We start from the raw sequence: 19,270 nt of genomic DNA on the forward strand, positions 1-19,270 counted from the left end.
CGTCGGCGTCGAGCCCCGCATCATCATCGAGTGGGACCGATGGGGCACGAAGGAGGCACATGCGGATCGCGTTGTTCATCACCTGCGTCAACGACACGCTCTTCCCCGATACCGGCCGCGCGGTCGTGCGGTTGCTGGAGCGGCTGGGTCACGAAGTGGTCTTCCCCGCCGGCCAGACCTGCTGCGGCCAGATGCACTACAACACCGGCTACCGAAGGCCCGCGGCCCGCCTCGCGGTGCGCTTCGTCCAGACCTTCGATGGGGCCGACGCCGTCGTGGTCCCGTCCGCCTCGTGCGCGGCCATGGTGCGGGACCACTATCCGAAGCTGGGCCGCACCGGCAGCCGACTGTCCCGGAAGATGGCCGACCTGGGACCTCGCGTGTACGACCTCACCGAGTTCCTCGTGGACGTGCTCCAGGTGACCGACGTGGGCGCGTACTACCCGCACAAGGTGGTCTACCACCCCACCTGTCACGGGTTGCGGTTCCTGGGTCTGGGCGACCGCCCCTACCGGCTGCTGCGCGCGGTACGCGGCCTTGAGTTGTTGGAACTGCCCGGGGCCACCGAGTGCTGCGGATTCGGCGGAACGTTCTCGGTCAAGAACGGCGACGTGTCCGCCGCGATGGGATTCGACAAGGCACGCCACGCTGTGGAGACCGGCGCCGAGGTGCTGTGCGCGGTGGACAACTCATGTCTGATGCACATCGGCGGAACGCTGTCGCGGCAACGGTCGGGCATGCGGATCACCCACATCGCGGAGATCCTGGCGAGCACGGAGAAGGAGTACGCGAACCTATGAGCAGTGCGACGTTCCTGGGCATGCCGCCCTTTCCCGAGGCGGCCCGCGGCGCCGTGGCGGATTCACGCACCCGGCACAACCTGCACAAGGCCACGCACACGATCCGCGGCAAACGCGACGCCGTCGTCGGTGAACTGGGCGACGACTGGCAGCACCTGCGTGCCGAAGGCGAGGCGATCAAGACCCACACCCTGCGCCACCTGGACCACTACCTCGAGGAGTTGGAGGAGTCGGTCCGCCGCGCGGGCGGAACCGTTCACTGGGCGGCCGACGCCACCGAGGCCAACGCGATCGTCACCCGCCTGGTGAAACGGACCGGTGAGTCCGAGGTGGTCAAGGTCAAGTCGATGGCCACCCAGGAGATCGAGCTCAACAACGCCCTGGAGGCTGCGGGCATCACCGCCTACGAGACCGACCTGGCCGAGCTGATCGTGCAGTTGGGCGAGGACCTGCCGTCCCACATCCTGGTGCCGGCCATCCACCTGGGTCGTGCGCAGATCCGGGAGATCTTCCTGGACAAGATGGCCGAGTGGGGCGTCCCCGCACCGGAGGGCCTGACCGATGACCCGCGGGCGCTGGCCGAGGCCGCCCGGGTCCACCTACGGGAGTTGTTCCTGCGCGCGAAGGTGGCGGTGTCGGGCGCCAACTTCGCGGTGGCCGACACCGGCACGCTCGTGGTCTTGGAGTCGGAGGGCAACGGGCGCATGTGTCTGACCATGCCGGAGACGCTCATCTCGGTGGTGGGCATCGAGAAGATCGTGCCCACGTGGTCCGACCTCGAGGTGTTCATGCAGTTGTTGCCGCGTTCCTCCACCGGTGAGCGGATGAACCCCTACACCTCGACCTGGACAGGGGTGACGCCCGGGGACGGGCCACAGGACTTCCACCTGGTGCTGTTGGACAACGGTCGCACCGACGTGCTCGCCGACACCGTGGGGCGCCAGGCGCTGCGCTGCATCCGGTGCTCGGCGTGCCTGAACATCTGCCCGGTCTACGAACGCACCGGAGGGCACGCCTACGGTTCGGTCTACCCGGGGCCGATCGGTGCGATCCTCAGCCCTCAGCTGCGCGGGATGTCCTCGGAGGTGGACCGTGCGCTGCCGTACGCGTCGTCGCTGTGCGGGGCCTGCTACGACGTGTGCCCGGTGGCCATCGATATCCCCGAGGTTCTGGTGCACCTGCGCGAACAGGTGGCGTCCACCGACGCGCCCCTGGGCGAGAAGGCCATGATGGCGGGCGCAGAGGCGGTGTTCGGTTCCTCGATGGCGTTGGACGCGGTCCAGCGCGCGGCCGGTGTGGTGCGCGGCGCGGTGCCCGAGCACCTGCCGGGGCTCGCGGGCAAGTGGACCGACACCCGGGACATCCCCGACATTCCCAAGGGCTCCTTCCGCTCATGGTGGAACGAACGAGAGGAAGGCCGGTGATGGGCGGCTCCCGTGAACGTGTACTGGCGCGGGTTCGCGCGGCGTTGGCCGACGTGCCCGCCGACGAGCCGGTGGAGCGTCACCAACGCCGCTCCTACGCCGACGGCCACTTCGAGGGGGACGCCCTGGAGGTACTGGTGGATCGTTTGTTGGACTACAAGGCGTTGGTGGAGCGGGTACCGGAGGAAGAACTTCCGGTTCGGATCGCGGCTGCGCTGGAACGGCGTGGCGCGGCTCGTGTGGTGGTCCCACCGGGGTTGCCACCGGAGTGGCTGGCCGGATCCTCTGTGGAACGTGTGGGCGATGGGCCCGACGCCCCCTTGTCGTCGGCCGACCTGGACGCCACCGACGGGGTGGTGACCGGTTGCGCGGTGGCCATCGCCGAGACGGGCACCATCGTCCTGGACGCGGGCCCCGACCAGGGCCGCCGGGCGCTGACCCTGGTCCCCGACTACCACCTGTGCGTGGTCCGGACCGACCAGGTCGTCGACGGGGTCCCGGAGGGGGTGCGTCGGTTGGATCCGGCACGGCCCCTCACCTGGATCAGTGGGCCCTCGGCCACCAGCGACATCGAACTCAACCGGGTGGAGGGCGTGCACGGCCCGCGCACCTTGGAGGTGTTGTTGGTGGAGACCCGGGTCTGAGAGCGGCCCGATCGTCGCAGATGGGGGCGGTCGAGGTAGGGCGTGCCTTACCTCGGTGGGTGAGGCACGACCTCGACCACTCCTCCACTCTGCCCTCTCGTGCGAGCCGACCCCGGATCCCTAGCGTTGACGGAAACGGAGTCGACACGAGGGACGGATCGCATGGCATTCCCCCTACGAACGATCGGCGCCCTGGCCGGGGTGCTCGGCCTGGTCACCGTGGCCGGCTGCGGCGCGGAAAGCGCCGTCCTGACCGGTGCCGAGGAAGGACACCCGACTCCGCCCCGGGTGTCCCTGCCCGAACCCACCGGCGAATACGCGGTGGGCGGCACCGAATTCCACCTGATGGACGACGAGCGCGAGGATCCGTGGGTCGACGGCGCCCGGGAACTCATGGTGACGATGTGGTATCCGACCGAGGCCGACACCGGGGAGCGGGCGCCTTACCTGACCGAGGCGGAGGCCGAGGCGACCCTGGCCGAACTCGACCTGGACGACCTCCCCGCCGAGTCACTCATCCAGGTGGACACGCACACCTCACCGGACACCGCTCCCATCGACGAGGCCGATCTGCCGCTGGTGTTGTTCTCCCCCGGCTCCGGGCTCTCCCGGGTGTGGGCGTCCTCGCTCGCCACGGAGTTGGCCTCGCACGGATTCGCGGTGGCGGGGATCGACCACCGGAACGAGGCCGCCCCGGTGGAGTTCCCCGACGGGCTGGTCGAGGAGTGCGTCGGCTGCCAGGCCCAGGACTGGGATCTGGGTGCTCGCACCCGCGCCGCCGACGTCACCTTCCTGCTCGACGAGCTGGAAAGGGGCGAGGTCCTGGAATGGTCGCCCACTTTGAACACCGGGGCCGTGGGCATGATCGGGCATTCCTGGGGAGGCAGCGCGGTCGCCCAGAGCATGTTGGACGAGGATCGGGTGGCCGCCGGAATCAACCTGGACGGGCCCTATTACGCCTCCCAGTTGGAGGGTGAGATCAACCGGCCCCTGGCACTGCTCGCCAACGACCAGGGCAACCCCTGGGAGGGATGGGACGAGCGTTGGGAGGGGCTGACCGGTTGGCGACAGTGGATCCGCGTCACCGACTCGGGTCACTCCAACGCCTTGGACAGAGGCGTGATCATGGACCGGTTGGGGCTGCGCGAACTCCTCACCCCGGAACAGTGGCGAGCACAGTTCGGTGATCTGGAACCCGAGCACGGCGTGCGGCTCACGCGCGACTACTCCACCGGGTTCTTCGACCACCACCTGCGTGGCGGAGAGCAACCGATCCTGGACGACCCGCAGAGCGTCCATCCCGAGCTGGTCGAGGTGGGCCCGGAAGAGTGAGGCCCTTCTCCGCCGGCCGGTGGGGGCGCCGGCACGTCGACCCTGACGTACCGGCGCCCCCACTTTTTCCGTTCACCGCGCCGCACCACCTGCGAGAAGCCTCAAAGCCCGATGGGGTAAGGCTTTCGACCTTGTGGAATCCGCTTTCCCAGGGGGAGAATACGGCTGCCCCGCCACCACGGCGGCCCACCGTGAAGGGAACCCATGACCGACGCCACCCCCGCCATCGACTCGACCGTCCCCCACTCCGCCCGGGTATGGAACTACTGGCTCGGCGGGAAGGACCACTACCCGGTCGACCGTGAACTGGGCGAGCAGATCGAACAGGCCTTCCCCGAGATCGTGGAGATCGCCCGGGCCGACCGGCAGTTCATCATCCGCTCCATCACCCACCTCGCCAAGGAAGAGGGTGTCCGCCAGTTCCTCGACGTCGGGACCGGGTTGCCCACCGCGAACAACACCCACCAGGTCGCCCAGGCTGCCGCGCCGGACGCCAAGGTCGTCTACGTGGACAACGACCCCATGGTGTTGGCCCACGCCCGAGCCCTGCTCACCAGCACCCCCGAGGGCAGCACCCACTACATCGACGCCGACCTGCTCCAGCCCGAAGCGTTGCTGGCCCAGGCACGCGAACACCTGGACTTCACACAACCGATCGCGCTGACCTTCATGGGCACCCTCGTGCACTACCCGGCCGACGACGAGCTCTACGCCCTCGTTCGCACCTACGTGGACGCGCTGCCCTCGGGGAGCTTCCTGGCGCTGAACGACAGCACGAACACCAGTCAGCAGATCATCGACTCGGCCGTCGCGTGGAACCAGAACGCCGCCCTGCCCATCCACCTGCGCTCCCCCGAGCAGGTCGAGGCCTACTTCGAGGGTCTGGAGCTGTTGGAGCCCGGCGTCGTCTCCCTCCCCTACTGGCGTCCCGACCCGTCACGGGTCGGAGAGATCCGTGAGGCCGCCCAGTACGGAGGCGTGGCCCGCAAGCCCTGACATCCACGGACGAAGCCCACCCGTACCGGCCGGTAGGATGGCCTGTCGGTTCAGGTCCCCTTCGACCAGGGAGAACACGTGGGCAGGAAAGGTCGCCGACACGGCACCGACCGGGGCGTCCAAGAGTGGGCCGGGCCCTCCCCCGACGACACCCCCATGGAGGTGATCGGCCAAGCCGTCGACGCCATCGTCGGTCGCCGCGAAGGGTCCGGGGTGGACCTCGCAGCGGCTCGCCTGGCCGACGTGGAGGACACCCACTGGGCGGGGGCTGCCGCGCGCTCGCTCTTCGACACCCTGCTGTTCGGGGTGGCCGACGCCTGGGCACGCGGTTGGCAACCCGCCGAAACCGTCCGCCACGTGCGGCGTGAGGCGGACGCGTTGGCCGCGGCGGTGTGCGCCGACGCCGTCACCGTCGACCTTGAACGCCATTCCCTCGCCACCGTGGACCCTCGATGGACCGAGCAGGTGCGTGCCCTCGGTGTGGACACCGCCCACCTGTCGGAGGAACGACATCTGGACCACCTGTCCGCCGAGCACGGGCTGATGCGGTTCGAGGCGGTCGAGGTGGTGCTGCGGCTGCTGGCGATCCTGCGCACCCTTCCACCGATGCGTCGTCTGGGCCCACCGCCCGGGACGTTCCGGCCCGGCACCCGGGCCCCGGCGGCCGTGGACCAGGGTCGATTGCAGCGGGTTCGGGCGTTGCTGGCCAAGGCCGAGTCCACCGAGTTCCCCGAAGAGGCCGAGGCACTGACCGCCCGAGCCCAGGAGATGATGGCCCGGCACAGCATCGACCTGGCCTTGGTGGAGGCCGATCCCGAGGAACCGGACGCCGCCTCCGCGCGCAGGCTTCCGGTGGACTCCCCCTACGACGAGCACCGTGCCGTGCTGCTCAACGAGGTGGCCGAGGCCAACCACTGTCGTGCCGTGTGGCACCGCGAGCTGGGTCTGAGCACCGTGATGGGTTTTCCCGGCGACGTGGAGGCGGTGGACCTGCTCTACACGTCGTTGTTGGTCCAGGCGGAAAAGGCCATGCGGGTGAGCGGATCGGCTCGGGACAGGTCCGGGCGTGGAGCACGCAAGGACTACCGGGCCTCGTTCATGGCGGCGTTCGCCGTGCGGGTCGGTGAACGGCTCACCGAGTCCGCACGAGCGACCGAGGAGGCGGTCGGCGCCGAGACCGGCACCGACCTGGTTCGGGTGTTCGCCGCGCGGGAGAGCGCGGTGGAGGCCGCCGTGGACGAGGCTTTCGGCGCGTTGACCACCTCGCGGGTACGGGGCCCCGCCGACCCCGACGGGTGGTATGAGGGCAGGGCCGCCGCCGACGCCGCGTCCCTGGGAACCCGCAGCGGTGTCACCCGCTGAGTCCCTCGGTCCGACCGGGATCCGGAGCGGCCGGGTTCCGGCCGGCCCCCTGTCGTGGGAAAACCGGTGGCTTCGGGGAGACCGTCACCGGTAGAACCTCGGTATGCACAAGTACCCCCGCACCCGGCACATTCGTGGGTCGCGGCTTCAGGCCGGCGACCACGACCTGGCCGCGGCGCCCTTCGACGTGCTGCGCGGGCGGCACCTCGTGGTGGAGGAGAAACTCGACGGGGCCAACGCGGGGATCGGTTTCGGCCCTGGCGGTGAACTGCGGTTGCAGAGCCGGGGCCACTACCTGACCGGTGGTCCACGCGAGCGCCAGTTCGGCCCGTTCAAGGCCTGGGCGGCGACCGTGGCCCCGACGTTGTGGCCCCGGTTGGGTGAGCGCTACGTGCTGTACGGGGAGTGGCTGTACGCCAAGCACACGGTGTTCTATGACACGCTCCCCCACTACTTCTGCGAGTTCGACGTGCTGGACACCGTGGAAGACGCTTTCCTTTCCACACGACGCCGACGTGAGTTGTTGGCGGGTACCCCGGTGGTGTCGGTACCGGTGCTTCATGAGGGTCCGATCGCGTCCCTCGACGCACTCACCGCGTTGGTGGGCCCCTCGCTCTACCGCAGTGGAGTCTGGCGCGAGATCCTGTCCGAGGCGGCGGTGGCCGGTGGCGTCGACCCCGCGCGGGCGCTGACCGAGACCGACGCCTCCGACCTCATGGAGGGCCTGTACGTCAAGGTCGAGGAGGGTGACCTGACCGTCGACCGGTACAAGTGGGTGCGTTCGGGGTTCACCTCCGCCCTCGCGGATTCGGGCGGCCACTGGATGGACCGTCCCCTCATCGCCAACGCCCTGGCCGACCCGGAGGTGCTCTATGCGGGAGTTCGCTGACCTGTGTCCCGCTCCCCCGCACTGGGATCTGGATTGGAGCGCCGTACGGGACGCTTTCGGGTGGGTGCGCGACCTGGACGGGGTCGAGCAGGACCCCGTGCATCACGCCGAAGGCGATGTGGAGGTGCACACCCGTATGGCCTGTGAGGCGCTGGCCGAGCTGCCCGCGTGGCGGGCCAGACCGGAGTCGGAGCGGGTGCGCCTGTTCGCCGCGGTACTCCTGCACGACGTGGCCAAGCCCGTGTGCACGCGACGGGACGGGGAGGGGCGTGTCACCGCCCACGGGCACTCGCGCCGGGGGGACCTCATGGTGCGCCGCATCCTGTGGGAGGCGGGGGCGCCGATCGGTTGGCGCGAGCACGTGGCGTCCCTGGTTCGCCACCACCAGGTGCCGTTCTGGGCCCTAGAACGCCCCGACCTGCGCAATATCGTGTTCCGGGTGAGCCTCACCGCGCGCAACGACGACCTGGTGCTGCTGGCCACCGCCGACATCTTGGGCCGCTGTTGCGGGGACACCGCCGAGGTGCTGGAGAACATCGACCTGTACACCGAGTACTGCGCAGAGCAGCGTTGTCTGGACGGCCCGCGCGACTTCCCCTCCGACCATGCCCGGTTCTGGTTCTTCCGCAAGCCCGACCGCGACCCCGATTACGCCGCCCACGACGACACCCGGCTCACCGTGACGGTGATGTCGGGGTTGCCCGGTGCGGGCAAGGACCACTGGATCGGTGAAAACCGCCCCGATCTGCCCGTGGTGAGTCTGGACGCGCTCCGTGCCGAGCTGGGGATCCCCGCCACCGCCGACCAGCGCCCGGTCGCCGTGGCGGCCACCGAACGCGCCCGTGAGCACCTGCGCGCCGGGCGTTCCTTCGTCTGGAACGCCACGCACGTCTCGCGCGACCTACGCGACAGGTCCGTGGGTTTGGCGGCCGACTACGGGGCGCGGGTGGAGATCATGGCGTTGGAGGCCCCGCCCCGGGTTCTACGGGAGCGGATGGCGCGGCGGCCGTCCCCTGTTCCGACCGCCGCGATGCGACGTCTGGTCCACAAGTGGGAGACGCCCGATCCGACCGAGGCCCACCGGGTCGTGCACGACGCGACGGCGTGAGCCCGCGACGGCTCCGAACCCGTCCGCGGCGAGATCGGTCGGGGTTCAGAAGCTGTCCGGCGCCGTCCCCGACGGAGTGCTCTCGGGGGCGGCACCGGCCATCAGCCAGCGGGTGACGCCGACCTCCAGCAGGGATCGGCGTGGGTCGGCTCCGTAGGGTGTGCGGGGATCCCAGCCGTAGCGCTCCTCGAAGGCGGCGAGCACATCGTCGGGGAAGTCCTCGCGCACGGTCGCCCGCCCCTGGGCCACGACGGGCCGGTCACCATCCTCCAGAGCCAGGCTCACCCTGGGGTCGCGCAATGCGTTGCGGACCTTCACCGAGCGGGTCGAGGCCCCGATCCACCAGCGTTCGCGCAGGTGGACGAACCACACGGGCACCAAGTGCGGGGAGCCGTCCGCGCGCAGGGTGCACAGCCAGACGTTGCGCTCGCCCGCCAAGCGTCGCAGGACGTTTCGGGGTGTGGGGGCCAGGTTCGGGGCGCCATCACCGGTCACGGCTCTCCTTCGTTTCGGTTCACCGGAGGAGGCTAGGACCTCGACCCTGGTTCAGGTCAACCGACCGCACCCGTGTTCGGCTCGAACAGAATCAAAACCGCGGGAAAAATTCGACACATCACGATTTCCCCCCTTGCCACCCGGCGCCACACGTTCTACAACCACGGGCAAGGTGAATTCTTTCCCGCTACGATGATCGCTGTCTTGGAGAACGGCGTCGATCACGCGGCCGGGGCACCACAGGCTCGACCACACAGCACGTGCCGAATTTGCGTTTATCACCTGAACGTCCTTTTCGGGTCTTTTGGGCCACACCGTTCAACCACCGGCACGGATAGCGATGTCCAGCACAGACCAACTCAATGGTGAGACCGCTCCGTCACGGGCGATCGTCAATTGGCGTCGCCGTTTCGCCCTGCTGTGGAGCGGCGTTGCCCTGTCCGGCCTCGGCACCATGACGTTCGGGTTGGCCATCCCGCTCCTGGCACTGTTCCACACAGGCTCTCCCTCCCTGGCCGGATGGATCGCGGCGGCGGGGATGGTTCCCCGGACCCTGCTGCACATCCCGGTCGGATTGGTGGTCGACCGACACGACCCCCGCAGCGTCATGATCGCCGGTCTCATCGGGCGCATCCTGTGCGTGGCCCTGTTCGTCGCCCCCGTCCTGGTACTGGACGCCCCCGTGGTGATCCTCGCCCTCGCCTCGGCCCTACACGGGGTGTGCGGAACCCTGCACTCCACCGCGGGCGCCGCCGCCGTCCCCCATCTGGTCCCACACGAGGAACTGGCAGGGGCCGCCGCCAAGAACGAGGCGCGCAACGACGCCACCCAGATGCTCGGGCGTCCTCTGGGCGGGGCCCTGTACGGGCTGGCGCATGGGCTGCCCGCGTTGTTCGACGTCCTGGTGTGCCTGCTGTCGCTGTGGGCCACGCTGCTGCTTCCCCCCATGCGCCAACAGAGCGCACCGGTGCGAAATCGACGAGCCCACCGTGATCGCCGCGATCGTCGACGCGGATCCAGGGCCATCGGGTTGGCCCGTGAACTCGCCGGGGGGTTCGTCCTGGTACGCGGTGATCGTTTCCTGCTGCTCTCACTGATGGTGTGCACGGTCACCAACGCCCTGTTCCAGGTGGTGTGGCTGGTCATCATGCTGATGACCAGCCAAGAGGGCATCTCACCATTCGTTCTGGGGCTGGTGCTGGCCGCGACCGGGGCGGGCGGCCTGCTGGGCGCGATCGCCGCGCCTTACCTGGTCCGCCGGCTGAACCCGGCCCGCATGGTGCGGGTGTGCACGTGGGCGTGGCTGGTGCTGACCGTGGTGCTGCTGAGCGCCGACCGGGCCGGCCCCGACTGGACGACGGTGGTCCTGCCGCTGATCTGGGGCGGGATCGGGTTCGTCGGCGCGCACATGAACGTCACCGTGACCACCTACCACACCGCCCACGTCCCTTCCCGGATGTTGGGTCGGCTCACCGGCACCCTGCGGTTCCTCACCGGTGCCGCCCTGCCCCTGGGGTTGTTGGCCGGGGGCTACGCGTTGGAACACCTGGGCGTGCACACCACCCTGCTTTTGGTGGTGGTCATCGCCGGGTCCGTCGCGTTGACCGTCACACTGGTTCCTCAGGCGCAGCGGGTACCAGATCATGCCCGCCCCGCCCGAACACCTCCGCGAGCTCCCGAAGCCCCTCCATCAGCTCACGATGAACCGGCTCCGCTCCCCCATCCGGATCCGGCCGTGCCTGGACGTGGCCCAGGGTCCTGTCCACCGCGTCCCTGAGCCTGTCGACCCCCTCCTGTTCGCTCGTCGGCACCAGGTCGCGCACACGTTCGACGGCGATCACCGCCTCGTACAGGTGTCCTCGGCACTCGCGCACCTCCTCGGCCAGGTCGTTCCCACCCTCTCCCGGAGGTCCGAGTCTGCGCAGCGCGCCGATCTGCCGCATGCTCTGGTCGAGCCGGTGCACCCCGTGGCGAACGTCCTCCAGGCGTTGCCGAACCTCCCGTACGCGTGCGCGCTCGCGTTCGTTCGCCCGTCGTTCCCGCTCCAAGTCGAGATTGTGCTCGGCGCGCCATCGCTCCACCGTCTCGGCCCGCCAGGCGGCCAGGGCCGTGGCCCCCAGGGTGCTGGTCGCCGTCACCACGCCGGTGATCAGCGCCACCAGAACGGTCGGGTCCACTCCTCACCCCCTCCATCGGTGTCGCGGGGGCATCTGTTCCTTGGCTTCGACGTCTCGGATCTCATCGCGCGTACGCCGCGCCTCGGAGACACCACCTCCGCCCCGAAGGGCACCCTCTAACTCGTCCAAGGCGGCCTCCGGCTGTCCCGCCAGCCACAGCACCTGGCCGATACCGGCCCGCAGACTGGGGTCACCGTGCACACGACCGGTGATGGCGGAGACCAGGTTCAGGGCGCTCGCGCGTTCTCCGCACAGGAGCCTGCTGCGCGCCTCGGCCACCAGAAGGCGGAGCACCGCGGCGCCCTCACCGATGGACTCCCGGGTTCGAGCCGCCTCGGCGTAGTACTCGGCCGCGTCCCGGAGTTCGCCTCGTTCGAAGGCCAGGTCGGCCGACAGGGTGGTGAAGAGCGCGTGTGTCCCCGGGCCGGGCGCGGGGCGGGACCGCAATGCCTGCGTGGAGTGCTCGGCGGACAGCACGAACTCCCCTCGGGTGCGCGCGCTGATCGCCACACTCAGCCGGTCCTGCTCCCCCCAGGCGCGCATCTCCCGGGCGTAGGGGGACATGGCCAGGCCCATGAGGGGTCGGGCCAGGCGGGGGTGGCGCAGGACCCAGGTGGTGCCCTCGGTATGGGTGGTGACCAACCGCCGATCCTCCAGGGTGTGGACGATGCCGAGGGTCAGGGGGCCGTTGGGGTCGACGTGCGAGGAGCCGGTCGGGCCTCGGTCTCCGGAGGCCACGAGTCTGCGCAGCCAGGCCTGTGGGACATCGGGTGGGACCAGGTGTTCGGCCGCCGATTCCTCCAAGAGCCCGGCCAGACGTTCGGTGAGGGCCCGGTCGATCTCGGTGTCGTCTTCGGGGACGAGGGTGGTCTGTTGCTCCGCCGCCTCCTCCCACAGGGTGAGGCCCAGCAACTGCACGAGCGCCGGTTCGACGTCCTTGGTGCGGTGGTCGGGGCGTCCGCCGGAGGTGCGGATGGTGCGCGCCTCCTCCACCAGCCGCCCGGGTTCCATCGGCCCGATCCGCGATCCCACCGTGGCCAGGCAGCCCGCCACCACGGAGCGGGCGGTGTCCGGGGTGAAGGGTCCCAGTGCGACCTCGGCGTGCTCGACCTCGCGTTTGTCGACGAGTCGGCGCAGTTCGTCGAGGTGTCCGCTGCGCACGGTCACCAGCAGATGCAGGTCCTCGCGGGCCTCCAGGGCGCCGAAGAGTTCCTCCAGGAAGTCCTTGCGCCACCGCTCGGGTACGGGCGAGCGACGCAGGAGGAGCTCGGTCTGGTCCAATACGGCGAACATGGGGCGAGAGCGACCGTAGCGGTCGGTTTCGGTGCGGGCGCGCAGGAAGTCGATGAGCGAGGTGCCCGGCACGTGGGTGGGGAATTCGTCCGGGCTCCACACCGCCAGCAGGGCCCGGGTGTAGGGGTTCTGGGCGGGTAGCACCGCGGAGGGGAAAACGGGGTCGAAGCGCAGGTCTCCGATGGGCAGCACCATGTGGCCCTGGTCGGCCAGAGCGGGAGCCGCGCCGGCCCGTACCAAGGAGGTCTTGCCGACGCCGCTGTCGCCGTGCAGCACCGTGAGGCGGTGCCCGGTCCAGGCCCGCGCCACCGCCTCGGTCTCCTCGTCTCGGCCGAGGAAGAGCGGGCGGTCCCGGGCCAGATAGTGGCGCAACCCGACGAAGGGACCGTGTGCGCGCCCGAGGACGGCTCGTGTCATGGAAGGGCTCCCGGCCGGCGAGAACAAGGACGGTTCTGGCGCGAAACAGCGCTGTCCATAGTGCCACGAACCAGGCGCTCTTTCGAGCCCCGGCGACATTCCTGTGGCTTTTAGGCTGTATCCGACCATGGAACGTGTCCGCGCTTCTCTGGAGAACTTGCCCAACACGAGCGCGACATAATCATGGTTGTCGATCGGGTGACGACAACGGGCACGGATGAAGTCCGCGCCCGTGACCGATACCCCGTTTTCTCATTCCGGGTCGTTGACGAACCCGGCGACCACCTCGGCGCCGGCCTCCCTCGGGTCGAGTACCGAGCGCAGGGCCTCCGCGATCACCGAATCCCTGATTCCGTCGAGGTCGTGCAGGGACAGCCCGCCGACGTCGACCAGGGCGGTGCCGCCGCCGAACTCGTGTTCCGCCATGTCCTTCCCTCCGTGTCACCGTCTTTCGACAGCCCACCGTGAAAGGACGGTGGGGACCGCCCTTTCACGTGATCATTCGAACCGGTTGTCGTAGGGAGTTCTTACCACACACCTGTCGCCGACTAACATCATCGCCTACGCTGAGTTTTCACACGTGATTCCCGAGCGACTTCCAACGACACAACACAACACCAGGGCTTTTCCACAGTGTGAGAAATAGGGAGCCTGGTGAGGCCTATGTGAAAACGGAGGACACCGAGTGACCACTTCCCAGGGGCGTTTTCCCGGCCAGGGCAGGAGCCGATTCCCGGAGGTGTGGGGCAGGGTTCCACCGCGCCACAAGAACTTCACCGGACGCACCGAACAACTCAACGAACTACGCGCTGGCCTGCTCAACCAGGTGACCGCGGTCGTACCCACCCCCGAGCCGGTGGTGCCTCGGACCCTTCACGGGTACGGCGGCGTGGGCAAGACGCTCATGGCGGTGGAGTACGCGCACCGGTTCCGGGACGAGTACGACCTGGTGTGGTGGGTGATGGCCGACCAGCCCGGCCTGGTCCGCTCCTCCTTGGCTCACCTGGCGCCGCACCTGGAACTGGCGGGGCCCGCCGTCACCGGTGTGGAGGAGGCCGCCAACGGGGTCCTGGAGGCGTTGCGCAAGGGTGATCCCTACTCTCGGTGGTTGCTCATCTTCGACAACGCCGACGAGCCCGAAGAGCTCAACGACGTCATCCCCCAAGGTCCCGGACACGTCCTCATCACCACGCGCAACCACCGGTGGGGCGGGGTGGCCGAGACCGTCCCCGTGAACGTCTTCGCCGAGCACGAGAGCGTGGAGTTCCTCAAGAAGCGCATCCCTCGGGGCATCAGCGGCGACGAGGCCACCGAGCTGGCCGAGGCGTTGGGGCATCTGCCCTTGGCCCTGGAACAGGCGGGTGCGCTGCAGTCCGAGACCGGGATGTCGGTCGGGGAGTACCTGGGGTTGTTGTCGGAACGGACCGGTCCCCTGCTCCGGGAGGGCAAGCCGCCCGAGTACCCCCAGCCCATGACGGCGGCCTGGCAGTTGTCGGTGGCCAAGCTGCAGGAGAACCTGCCCGAGGCGATGGAACTCCTGCGGTGCTGCGCCTTCTTCGGACCCGAGCCGATCCCGAGGGACCTGTTCTTCCCCGTGGACGAGGGCAGGGTGCGCCCGGAGATGGCACAGCTGATGTCCGACCCGATCCGTCTCAGCAAGGCCATCGGCCAGTTGGGACGGTACGCGTTGGTCCGTCTGGACAACTCCAACCGCACCGTCCAGGTGCACCGGCTGATCCAGGCGCTGGTACGCGAGGAACTGGACGAACAGACCCAGGAGGAGATCCGACTGGAGGTGTGGTCGCTGCTCAGCGCCGCGGCCCCCAAGAACTTCACCGATCCCGCCTCCCAGGCCCGCTACCTGGAGTTGCTCTCCCACATGCGTCCGGCGCGGGTCGCCGAGTCCGCCATCCCGCAGGTGCGGGAGTTCGGGTTGAACATGCTCGACTTCCTGTACACCTCGGGCAACTACGAGACCGCGAGCGAGCACGCACAAGGGTTCATCGAGAAGTGGAGCGCCGACTCGGGCAACGAGGATCCGCACGTACTGCGGGCCCAGGCCAAGTACGCCAACCGGCTGCGCGACCTGGGCAGGTTCACCGAAGCCCAGGACATCAACCGGGCGATCCTTCCCTCGATGACACGGGTTCTGGGCGCGAACCACTCCGACACACTCTCGGTGCTCTCCGGCCGCGGTGCCGATTACCGTGCCCGCGGTGACTTCTGGAAGGCCCGCGAACACGACGAGGAGGTACTGCGCCAGTACGAGGAGGCCTTCGGCCCCAACGACCCCGCCACCCTGCGGGCTCTGAACAACCTCGCCCTGGACCACGCGTTGACCAGTGACTTCGGCGGCTCCCAGGCCAGGCACGAACGTTCCTACATGTTGTTCAAGCGGGTCGGTCCGACCGGCGGCTCACCGGTTCTGCTCGCCTACTGGAACGCGCTGGCACAGGCGGTGCGCCTGTCCGGGGACTACACGGAAGCATGCGACCTGGGCGAAGACGCCCTGGCCTACGGTCGCGACCAGTTGGGGGTGGAGGACCCTCGCACCCTGCGCACCCAGGTGGACCTGGCCATCGCCCGCCGCCTGTCCGGGGAGGTCGAGGAAGCCCTCGACCTGGGCCAGGACGCCCATTCCCGTTACCTGCGTCTGCACGGTATCCACCACCCCAGCACCCTGGCCGCGGCGATGTGCCTGGCCAACCTGTGGCGGATGACCGGGGAACTGGACGGCGCGTTGGAACTGGCCGAGGACACCGACCTGCGCTACGCCCAGGCCTATGGCCATGACCACCCCTACAAGCACGGATGCACCAGCAACGTGGCACTCCTGTACAGGCTGTTGGGTGACCCGGAGCGAGCCCGGTCGATGAACGAGAGCGCGCTGATCGCCTTGGAGGCCCGACTGGGCCGCAACCACCACTACACGCTGGCCGCCGCCACCAACCTGGCCGGCGACCTGGCGGCGTTGGGCGACACCGACAACGCCGCCCGGCTCGGCCAGGGGACACTGCGTCGCTACCGCGAGTTGGTGGGAGAGGAACACCCCAACAGCCTGGCCTGCGCCTCCAACCTGGTGCTGGACCTGCGAGCAGAGAAGAAGTCGACGGAGGCCAAGGAACTGTCCGACCACACCTACGACGCCTATGTACGCGCCCTGGGCCGTGAACACCCCTTCACCGGCGCGTGCGAGGAGAACCGCCGTCTGGTCGCCGACTTCGACCCGCCCCTGTTGTGAGGCCGGCACACCAGCCCTGAGGCCCCGCTCTACTGCGGGACCTCGGGCCTCAGCCCGAGGTCCCGTTGCGGGCGCGCCACCGGTCCAGGTGGCGGCGGGCCGTGTCCTGCGCGGCGCGTTCGGCCGAGTCCGGGACCGGATCGTCCAGCCACTCCCGCAGGGTGTGGTCGGTCAAGGCGAGAAAGCGCTTGCCGTCGGTGGTGAGCCGCCCCGAGTCGGCCAAGACGCGGGCCGCGTCGACCGTGGAGCGGCGCCAATGCGCGAAGTCCACATGGGCGCGACGCGCCTCCTCCCCTTCGGTGACATGCCGGTACCGGCGCCAGAACCCGGCCACGCCCAGATGGGCGTACACACCCTGCAGCAATCCAGAGGCGGGGCGAGGGTCGGGGCGCCAGGGCGCGTAGTAGCGGCTCCCATCCTCGGGCAGGGTCAGGTCGACCAGGTCGAGCAGGGCTGTGAGCTTGGCGTGCTGGACCTCGTGCGCGAAGGTGAGCGCGAACGGCACCGGCCCGGTGGGACGGGACAACCCCAGGTTCCCGAAGGCGTGCCGGGCCGTGGCGCTGGTGTGCACCTTGCCGCCCGGCGCGGTGATGGGGGTGAGTGTGGTGACGATGGTCGACGTCTCCTCCGCGATGGTCCAGTGATGGTCCACCAGCGACTCCCAGGCCTGCTGCAGGGTGCCTCGCCACCAGCACAGTTCCTCCGCGTCCAGGCGCCGGGCGATCAGGTCGGTACCGGGCATGCGGTCCGGGTCCTGATCGTCCAAGAGCAGTTCGAGTCGCCGACCTCGGTGTTCGGCCGCGAGTCTTCGTAGGGCGTGCCATCCGGGGGCGTCCTCGTGCGGGTCCTCGGGGACCTCCACCTCGGACCGGCCCGCCACCCCGATGGCGGCCCGTCCGTCGACGATCTCCACCAGCGCGGAGGGTGCATCGCCGACCAGGGCACGTCCCAGGGAGGGCAGTGGAACGGTCGGGCCGTCCAGGGGGACCTCGACTCGGGCGTCCAAGCCGGCGCGCAGGGCCGCCGCCGCGGCGAGCGCGGACAGCGCCTCGACGCGGGCGGGTTCGGCGCGGTGACCGGCCAGGGCCAGGGCGGTACGGCGTGCCCATACTCCGACGGTGGGGGTGCGCAACAACCGCGCGACCGGGTCGGGCGCGTGTTGTTGGGCGCGGGCCAGCAGTTCGTAGGCGTCCCGGGCGTGTACGGCCCCGGGGTGCCCCGTCTCGTGGGCGACGTCCACGACGCGACGCAGCAGGAGCAGGTGCTTGCCGTACTGCGCGGAGCACAGGTGGACGGCGGCGGCCCGCCCACCTGAGCCTCGGGCCAGGTCGTCGAACAGCGGGTCGGGGACCGGTCCCGGCATCTAGAGTTCCTTCCTGATCCGGGCCACGTCCGCGGCCACGGTCCGGTGGATGTGGGTGATCAGGTGGTAGAGGTCGGCGCAGTAGACCGAGGGGTTGAGGAAGCCATGGCCGGAGCGGTAGCGGTGCGGGTAGAGCCCGCCGCCGCACACCTTGGCCAGTGGGCAGGCGGCGCAGGTGGGACTCAGGGCACGGGCGCCGATCTGGCGGGCGGCCACCGAGGGCAGGTAGAGGGCGTCCTCGAAGGGGTGGGTGAAGGTGTGCAAGGGGGTGTGCGCGGCCCCCTCGAAGGCGGACTTGAGACTGTCGACCTGTTCGACGCTTCCGTCGGTCTCAACGACCACCAGCGCGGCCGGTGAGAGCCCGATGCTCTCGGCACGGGAGGGACCGCCCAAGAGCAAGCGGATGATCTCATTGAACATGCGGACGTTGGTCTCGCGTTCGGGTGCGCCGTACCAACGGTCGAACACCGCTGCCATCCAGCGACCGTAGTGGGGTTCGGTGGGCGACCATCCCGGTGGCGGCTCGTCCCAGTGGCCGTGCGGCAGGAGGAAGTCGATGCCGGGTGGGCCGTACCCGATCAGGTGCTCGAAGGTGGCGACGGGGTCCGATTCCAGGTCGACGGTGGTGAGCAGTCCGGACAACAGGCGGCGGTCGCGGGTGTTGAGGCGTTCGATGCCGGTCTGTACCTCGGCGTGGCTGCCACGTCCGTTGGCGCGGGTGCGGTGCCGGTCGTGGTCCTCGCGCGCGCCGTCGATGCTGACACCGACCCGGATACCGAACTCCTCGAACAGGTCGAGGTAGTGCCGGTCGATGAGCACGCCGTTGGTCTGCATGCGCAGGGCGACCTGCACGTCGGGGTCACAGGCCTTGCGCAACGACTCGGCGACGTACCTCAGGTGGTCGGGGCCCACCAACAGGGGTTCGCCGCCGTGCAGGACGACGTCGACACGGTCACGGCCGTGGGTGCGGGCGTGTTCGGCGATGCGTCCGGCGACCCGGTCGACGGTGGGCTTGGCCATGCGTCTGGGTTGGGAGCGCCAACCCTGGTCGGCCATCTCGTACATGTAGCAGTAGTCGCAGGCGAGGTTGCAGCGACTGTGGATCTTGAGGATGAACTCGCGAAAGGGTGTGGGACGCCATCCCTGGCCGAGAAGTTCGTCGACGTCCATGTCTTCGGGCCATTCGGTGGGTCTTTCCGATCCGGTACTCCTTGTCACGCCGGGGGTCCTCCTATGGTGAGGGCACGCGCGAAATACGATTGATCATCGCATTTACCGGAATACGTACTCTCATGGGGTATCCACAAACCTCACCGGTGGGTAGTCCATCCACGCCTTCCGGTAGCGCCAATCTGTCCTTTACGCCCGATCCGTCCAGGTTCATCCTGCGACGGGCCGAGACAGTGTCTTGGCCGACGAACTCCACCCCATGGCCGATACCGGCCGGCACTTCGATGATTACCCGACCCCGCGACGCGGTAGCGAGCCCTTTCCTACTCACGTCCCGAACCAGGATCTTTCGCCATCCCTTTCAGGGTTTTCACCCACCTTCGTTATGACGATCCGCGACCGCGAGGAATGGCGAACCGTTCCTCCACGAACCGTGCGACCGCCCGAACAGGCATGTCGGGCGTACGGGGTCGGCACCGGTTTCCACGTTTGCCCCTACGAGGACCCCGCGTGCGGCTAGTCTGATGCCGTTTCGGCCACCCCCGTCACTTTGGGTGAA

Annotated in this window: 15 protein-coding genes; 10 read left to right on the forward strand and 5 right to left on the reverse strand. The window is 69.1% G+C overall.

The window, feature by feature from the left end; genetic code table 11:
- The first annotated feature begins 59 nt into the window (after window positions 1–59).
- From ABZ717_RS04085 to ABZ717_RS04120, 8 genes are all read left to right on the forward strand, one after another.
- The gene (locus ABZ717_RS04085; RefSeq protein ID WP_358505253.1) at window positions 60–800 is read left to right on the forward strand and encodes a (Fe-S)-binding protein; all 741 of its coding nucleotides are present in this window, start codon (window positions 60–62) and stop codon (window positions 798–800) included.
- Complete coding sequence (locus ABZ717_RS04090; protein ID WP_358505256.1) at window positions 797–2,224, forward strand: lactate utilization protein B; 1,428 nt, start codon at window positions 797–799, stop codon at window positions 2,222–2,224. The genes ABZ717_RS04085 and ABZ717_RS04090 overlap by 4 nt, the downstream gene beginning before the upstream one ends.
- Window positions 2,224–2,868 (forward strand): lactate utilization protein C, encoded by a 645-nt coding sequence (locus tag ABZ717_RS04095; RefSeq protein WP_358505259.1) that lies wholly within the window; start codon window positions 2,224–2,226, stop codon window positions 2,866–2,868. Before ABZ717_RS04090 ends, ABZ717_RS04095 begins: the two co-directional genes overlap by 1 nt.
- A 162-nt stretch (window positions 2,869–3,030) precedes the next feature.
- On the forward strand, window positions 3,031–4,200 hold the full coding sequence (locus tag ABZ717_RS04100; protein WP_358505262.1) for an acetylhydrolase: 1,170 nt from the start codon (window positions 3,031–3,033) through the stop codon (window positions 4,198–4,200).
- 204 nt (window positions 4,201–4,404) lie between these two features.
- Window positions 4,405–5,196, forward strand: a complete 792-nt coding sequence (locus ABZ717_RS04105) for an SAM-dependent methyltransferase (protein ID WP_358505265.1) — start codon at window positions 4,405–4,407, stop codon at window positions 5,194–5,196.
- Between the two features lie 156 nt (window positions 5,197–5,352).
- Window positions 5,353–6,558: a DUF2786 domain-containing protein gene (locus ABZ717_RS04110; RefSeq protein ID WP_358505438.1), complete on the forward strand. Its 1,206-nt coding sequence runs from the start codon at window positions 5,353–5,355 to the stop codon at window positions 6,556–6,558.
- A gap of 103 nt (window positions 6,559–6,661) precedes the next feature.
- Window positions 6,662–7,447: an RNA ligase family protein gene (locus tag ABZ717_RS04115; protein WP_358505268.1), complete on the forward strand. Its 786-nt coding sequence runs from the start codon at window positions 6,662–6,664 to the stop codon at window positions 7,445–7,447.
- Entirely contained in the window at window positions 7,431–8,555 is a 1,125-nt protein-coding gene (locus tag ABZ717_RS04120) for an AAA family ATPase (RefSeq protein WP_358505271.1), read from the forward strand. The genes ABZ717_RS04115 and ABZ717_RS04120 overlap by 17 nt, the downstream gene beginning before the upstream one ends.
- Window positions 8,556–8,600: 45 nt before the next feature.
- Here ABZ717_RS04120 and ABZ717_RS04125 read toward each other — a convergent pair whose 3' ends face one another.
- Window positions 8,601–9,050 carry a pyridoxamine 5'-phosphate oxidase family protein gene (locus ABZ717_RS04125; RefSeq protein ID WP_358505274.1) on the reverse strand — a complete coding sequence of 150 codons (450 nt, stop codon included), beginning with the start codon at window positions 9,048–9,050 and terminating at the stop codon, window positions 8,601–8,603.
- Window positions 9,051–9,390: 340 nt separating this feature from the next.
- Here ABZ717_RS04125 and ABZ717_RS04130 point away from each other — a divergent pair, with 340 nt between their 5' ends.
- Complete coding sequence (locus ABZ717_RS04130; RefSeq protein ID WP_358505277.1) at window positions 9,391–10,827, forward strand: MFS transporter; 1,437 nt, start codon at window positions 9,391–9,393, stop codon at window positions 10,825–10,827.
- A 403-nt stretch (window positions 10,828–11,230) separates the two neighbouring features.
- Here ABZ717_RS04130 and ABZ717_RS04135 read toward each other — a convergent pair whose 3' ends face one another.
- On the reverse strand, window positions 11,231–12,937 hold the full coding sequence (locus ABZ717_RS04135; RefSeq protein ID WP_358505280.1) for an ATP-binding protein: 1,707 nt from the start codon (window positions 12,935–12,937) through the stop codon (window positions 11,231–11,233).
- A gap of 252 nt (window positions 12,938–13,189) precedes the next feature.
- Window positions 13,190–13,363, reverse strand: coding sequence for an FxSxx-COOH cyclophane-containing RiPP peptide (gene fxsA, locus ABZ717_RS04140; protein WP_358505283.1), 174 nt, complete (start codon window positions 13,361–13,363; stop codon window positions 13,190–13,192).
- A 259-nt stretch (window positions 13,364–13,622) separates the two neighbouring features.
- Between fxsA and fxsT the strand changes: the two genes are divergently transcribed.
- Window positions 13,623–16,178, forward strand: coding sequence for an FxSxx-COOH system tetratricopeptide repeat protein (gene fxsT / locus ABZ717_RS04145; RefSeq protein ID WP_358505286.1), 2,556 nt, complete (start codon window positions 13,623–13,625; stop codon window positions 16,176–16,178).
- Window positions 16,179–16,227: 49 nt separating this feature from the next.
- Here the strand turns inward: fxsT and ABZ717_RS04150 are convergent, their stop codons facing one another.
- Window positions 16,228–17,541 (reverse strand): HEXXH motif domain-containing protein, encoded by a 1,314-nt coding sequence (locus ABZ717_RS04150; RefSeq protein ID WP_358505289.1) that lies wholly within the window; start codon window positions 17,539–17,541, stop codon window positions 16,228–16,230.
- Window positions 17,542–18,759 (reverse strand): FxsB family cyclophane-forming radical SAM/SPASM peptide maturase, encoded by a 1,218-nt coding sequence (locus ABZ717_RS04155; protein ID WP_358505292.1) that lies wholly within the window; start codon window positions 18,757–18,759, stop codon window positions 17,542–17,544.
- Window positions 18,760–19,270: the final 511 nt, after the last annotated feature.

Source organism: Nocardiopsis sp. NPDC006832, from assembly GCF_040635885.1.
Taxonomy (GTDB): domain Bacteria; phylum Actinomycetota; class Actinomycetes; order Streptosporangiales; family Streptosporangiaceae; genus Nocardiopsis.

What these genes read in the sequence shown, in the direction of transcription:
- ABZ717_RS04085 (WP_358505253.1), top strand. Translation starts at nt 60, where the DNA reads ATGCGGATCGCGTTGTTCATCACCTGCGTCAACGACACGCTCTTCCCC.
- ABZ717_RS04090 (WP_358505256.1), top strand. Translation starts at nt 797, where the DNA reads ATGAGCAGTGCGACGTTCCTGGGCATGCCGCCCTTTCCCGAGGCGGCC.
- ABZ717_RS04095 (WP_358505259.1), top strand. Translation starts at nt 2,224, where the DNA reads ATGGGCGGCTCCCGTGAACGTGTACTGGCGCGGGTTCGCGCGGCGTTG.
- ABZ717_RS04100 (WP_358505262.1), top strand. Translation starts at nt 3,031, where the DNA reads ATGGCATTCCCCCTACGAACGATCGGCGCCCTGGCCGGGGTGCTCGGC.
- ABZ717_RS04105 (WP_358505265.1), top strand. Translation starts at nt 4,405, where the DNA reads ATGACCGACGCCACCCCCGCCATCGACTCGACCGTCCCCCACTCCGCC.
- ABZ717_RS04110 (WP_358505438.1), top strand. Translation starts at nt 5,353, where the DNA reads ATGGAGGTGATCGGCCAAGCCGTCGACGCCATCGTCGGTCGCCGCGAA.
- ABZ717_RS04115 (WP_358505268.1), top strand. Translation starts at nt 6,662, where the DNA reads ATGCACAAGTACCCCCGCACCCGGCACATTCGTGGGTCGCGGCTTCAG.
- ABZ717_RS04120 (WP_358505271.1), top strand. Translation starts at nt 7,431, where the DNA reads ATGCGGGAGTTCGCTGACCTGTGTCCCGCTCCCCCGCACTGGGATCTG.
- ABZ717_RS04130 (WP_358505277.1), top strand. Translation starts at nt 9,391, where the DNA reads ATGTCCAGCACAGACCAACTCAATGGTGAGACCGCTCCGTCACGGGCG.
- ABZ717_RS04135 (WP_358505280.1), bottom strand. Translation starts at nt 12,937, where the DNA reads ATGACACGAGCCGTCCTCGGGCGCGCACACGGTCCCTTCGTCGGGTTG.
- fxsA (WP_358505283.1), bottom strand. Translation starts at nt 13,363, where the DNA reads ATGGCGGAACACGAGTTCGGCGGCGGCACCGCCCTGGTCGACGTCGGC.
- ABZ717_RS04150 (WP_358505289.1), bottom strand. Translation starts at nt 17,541, where the DNA reads ATGCCGGGACCGGTCCCCGACCCGCTGTTCGACGACCTGGCCCGAGGC.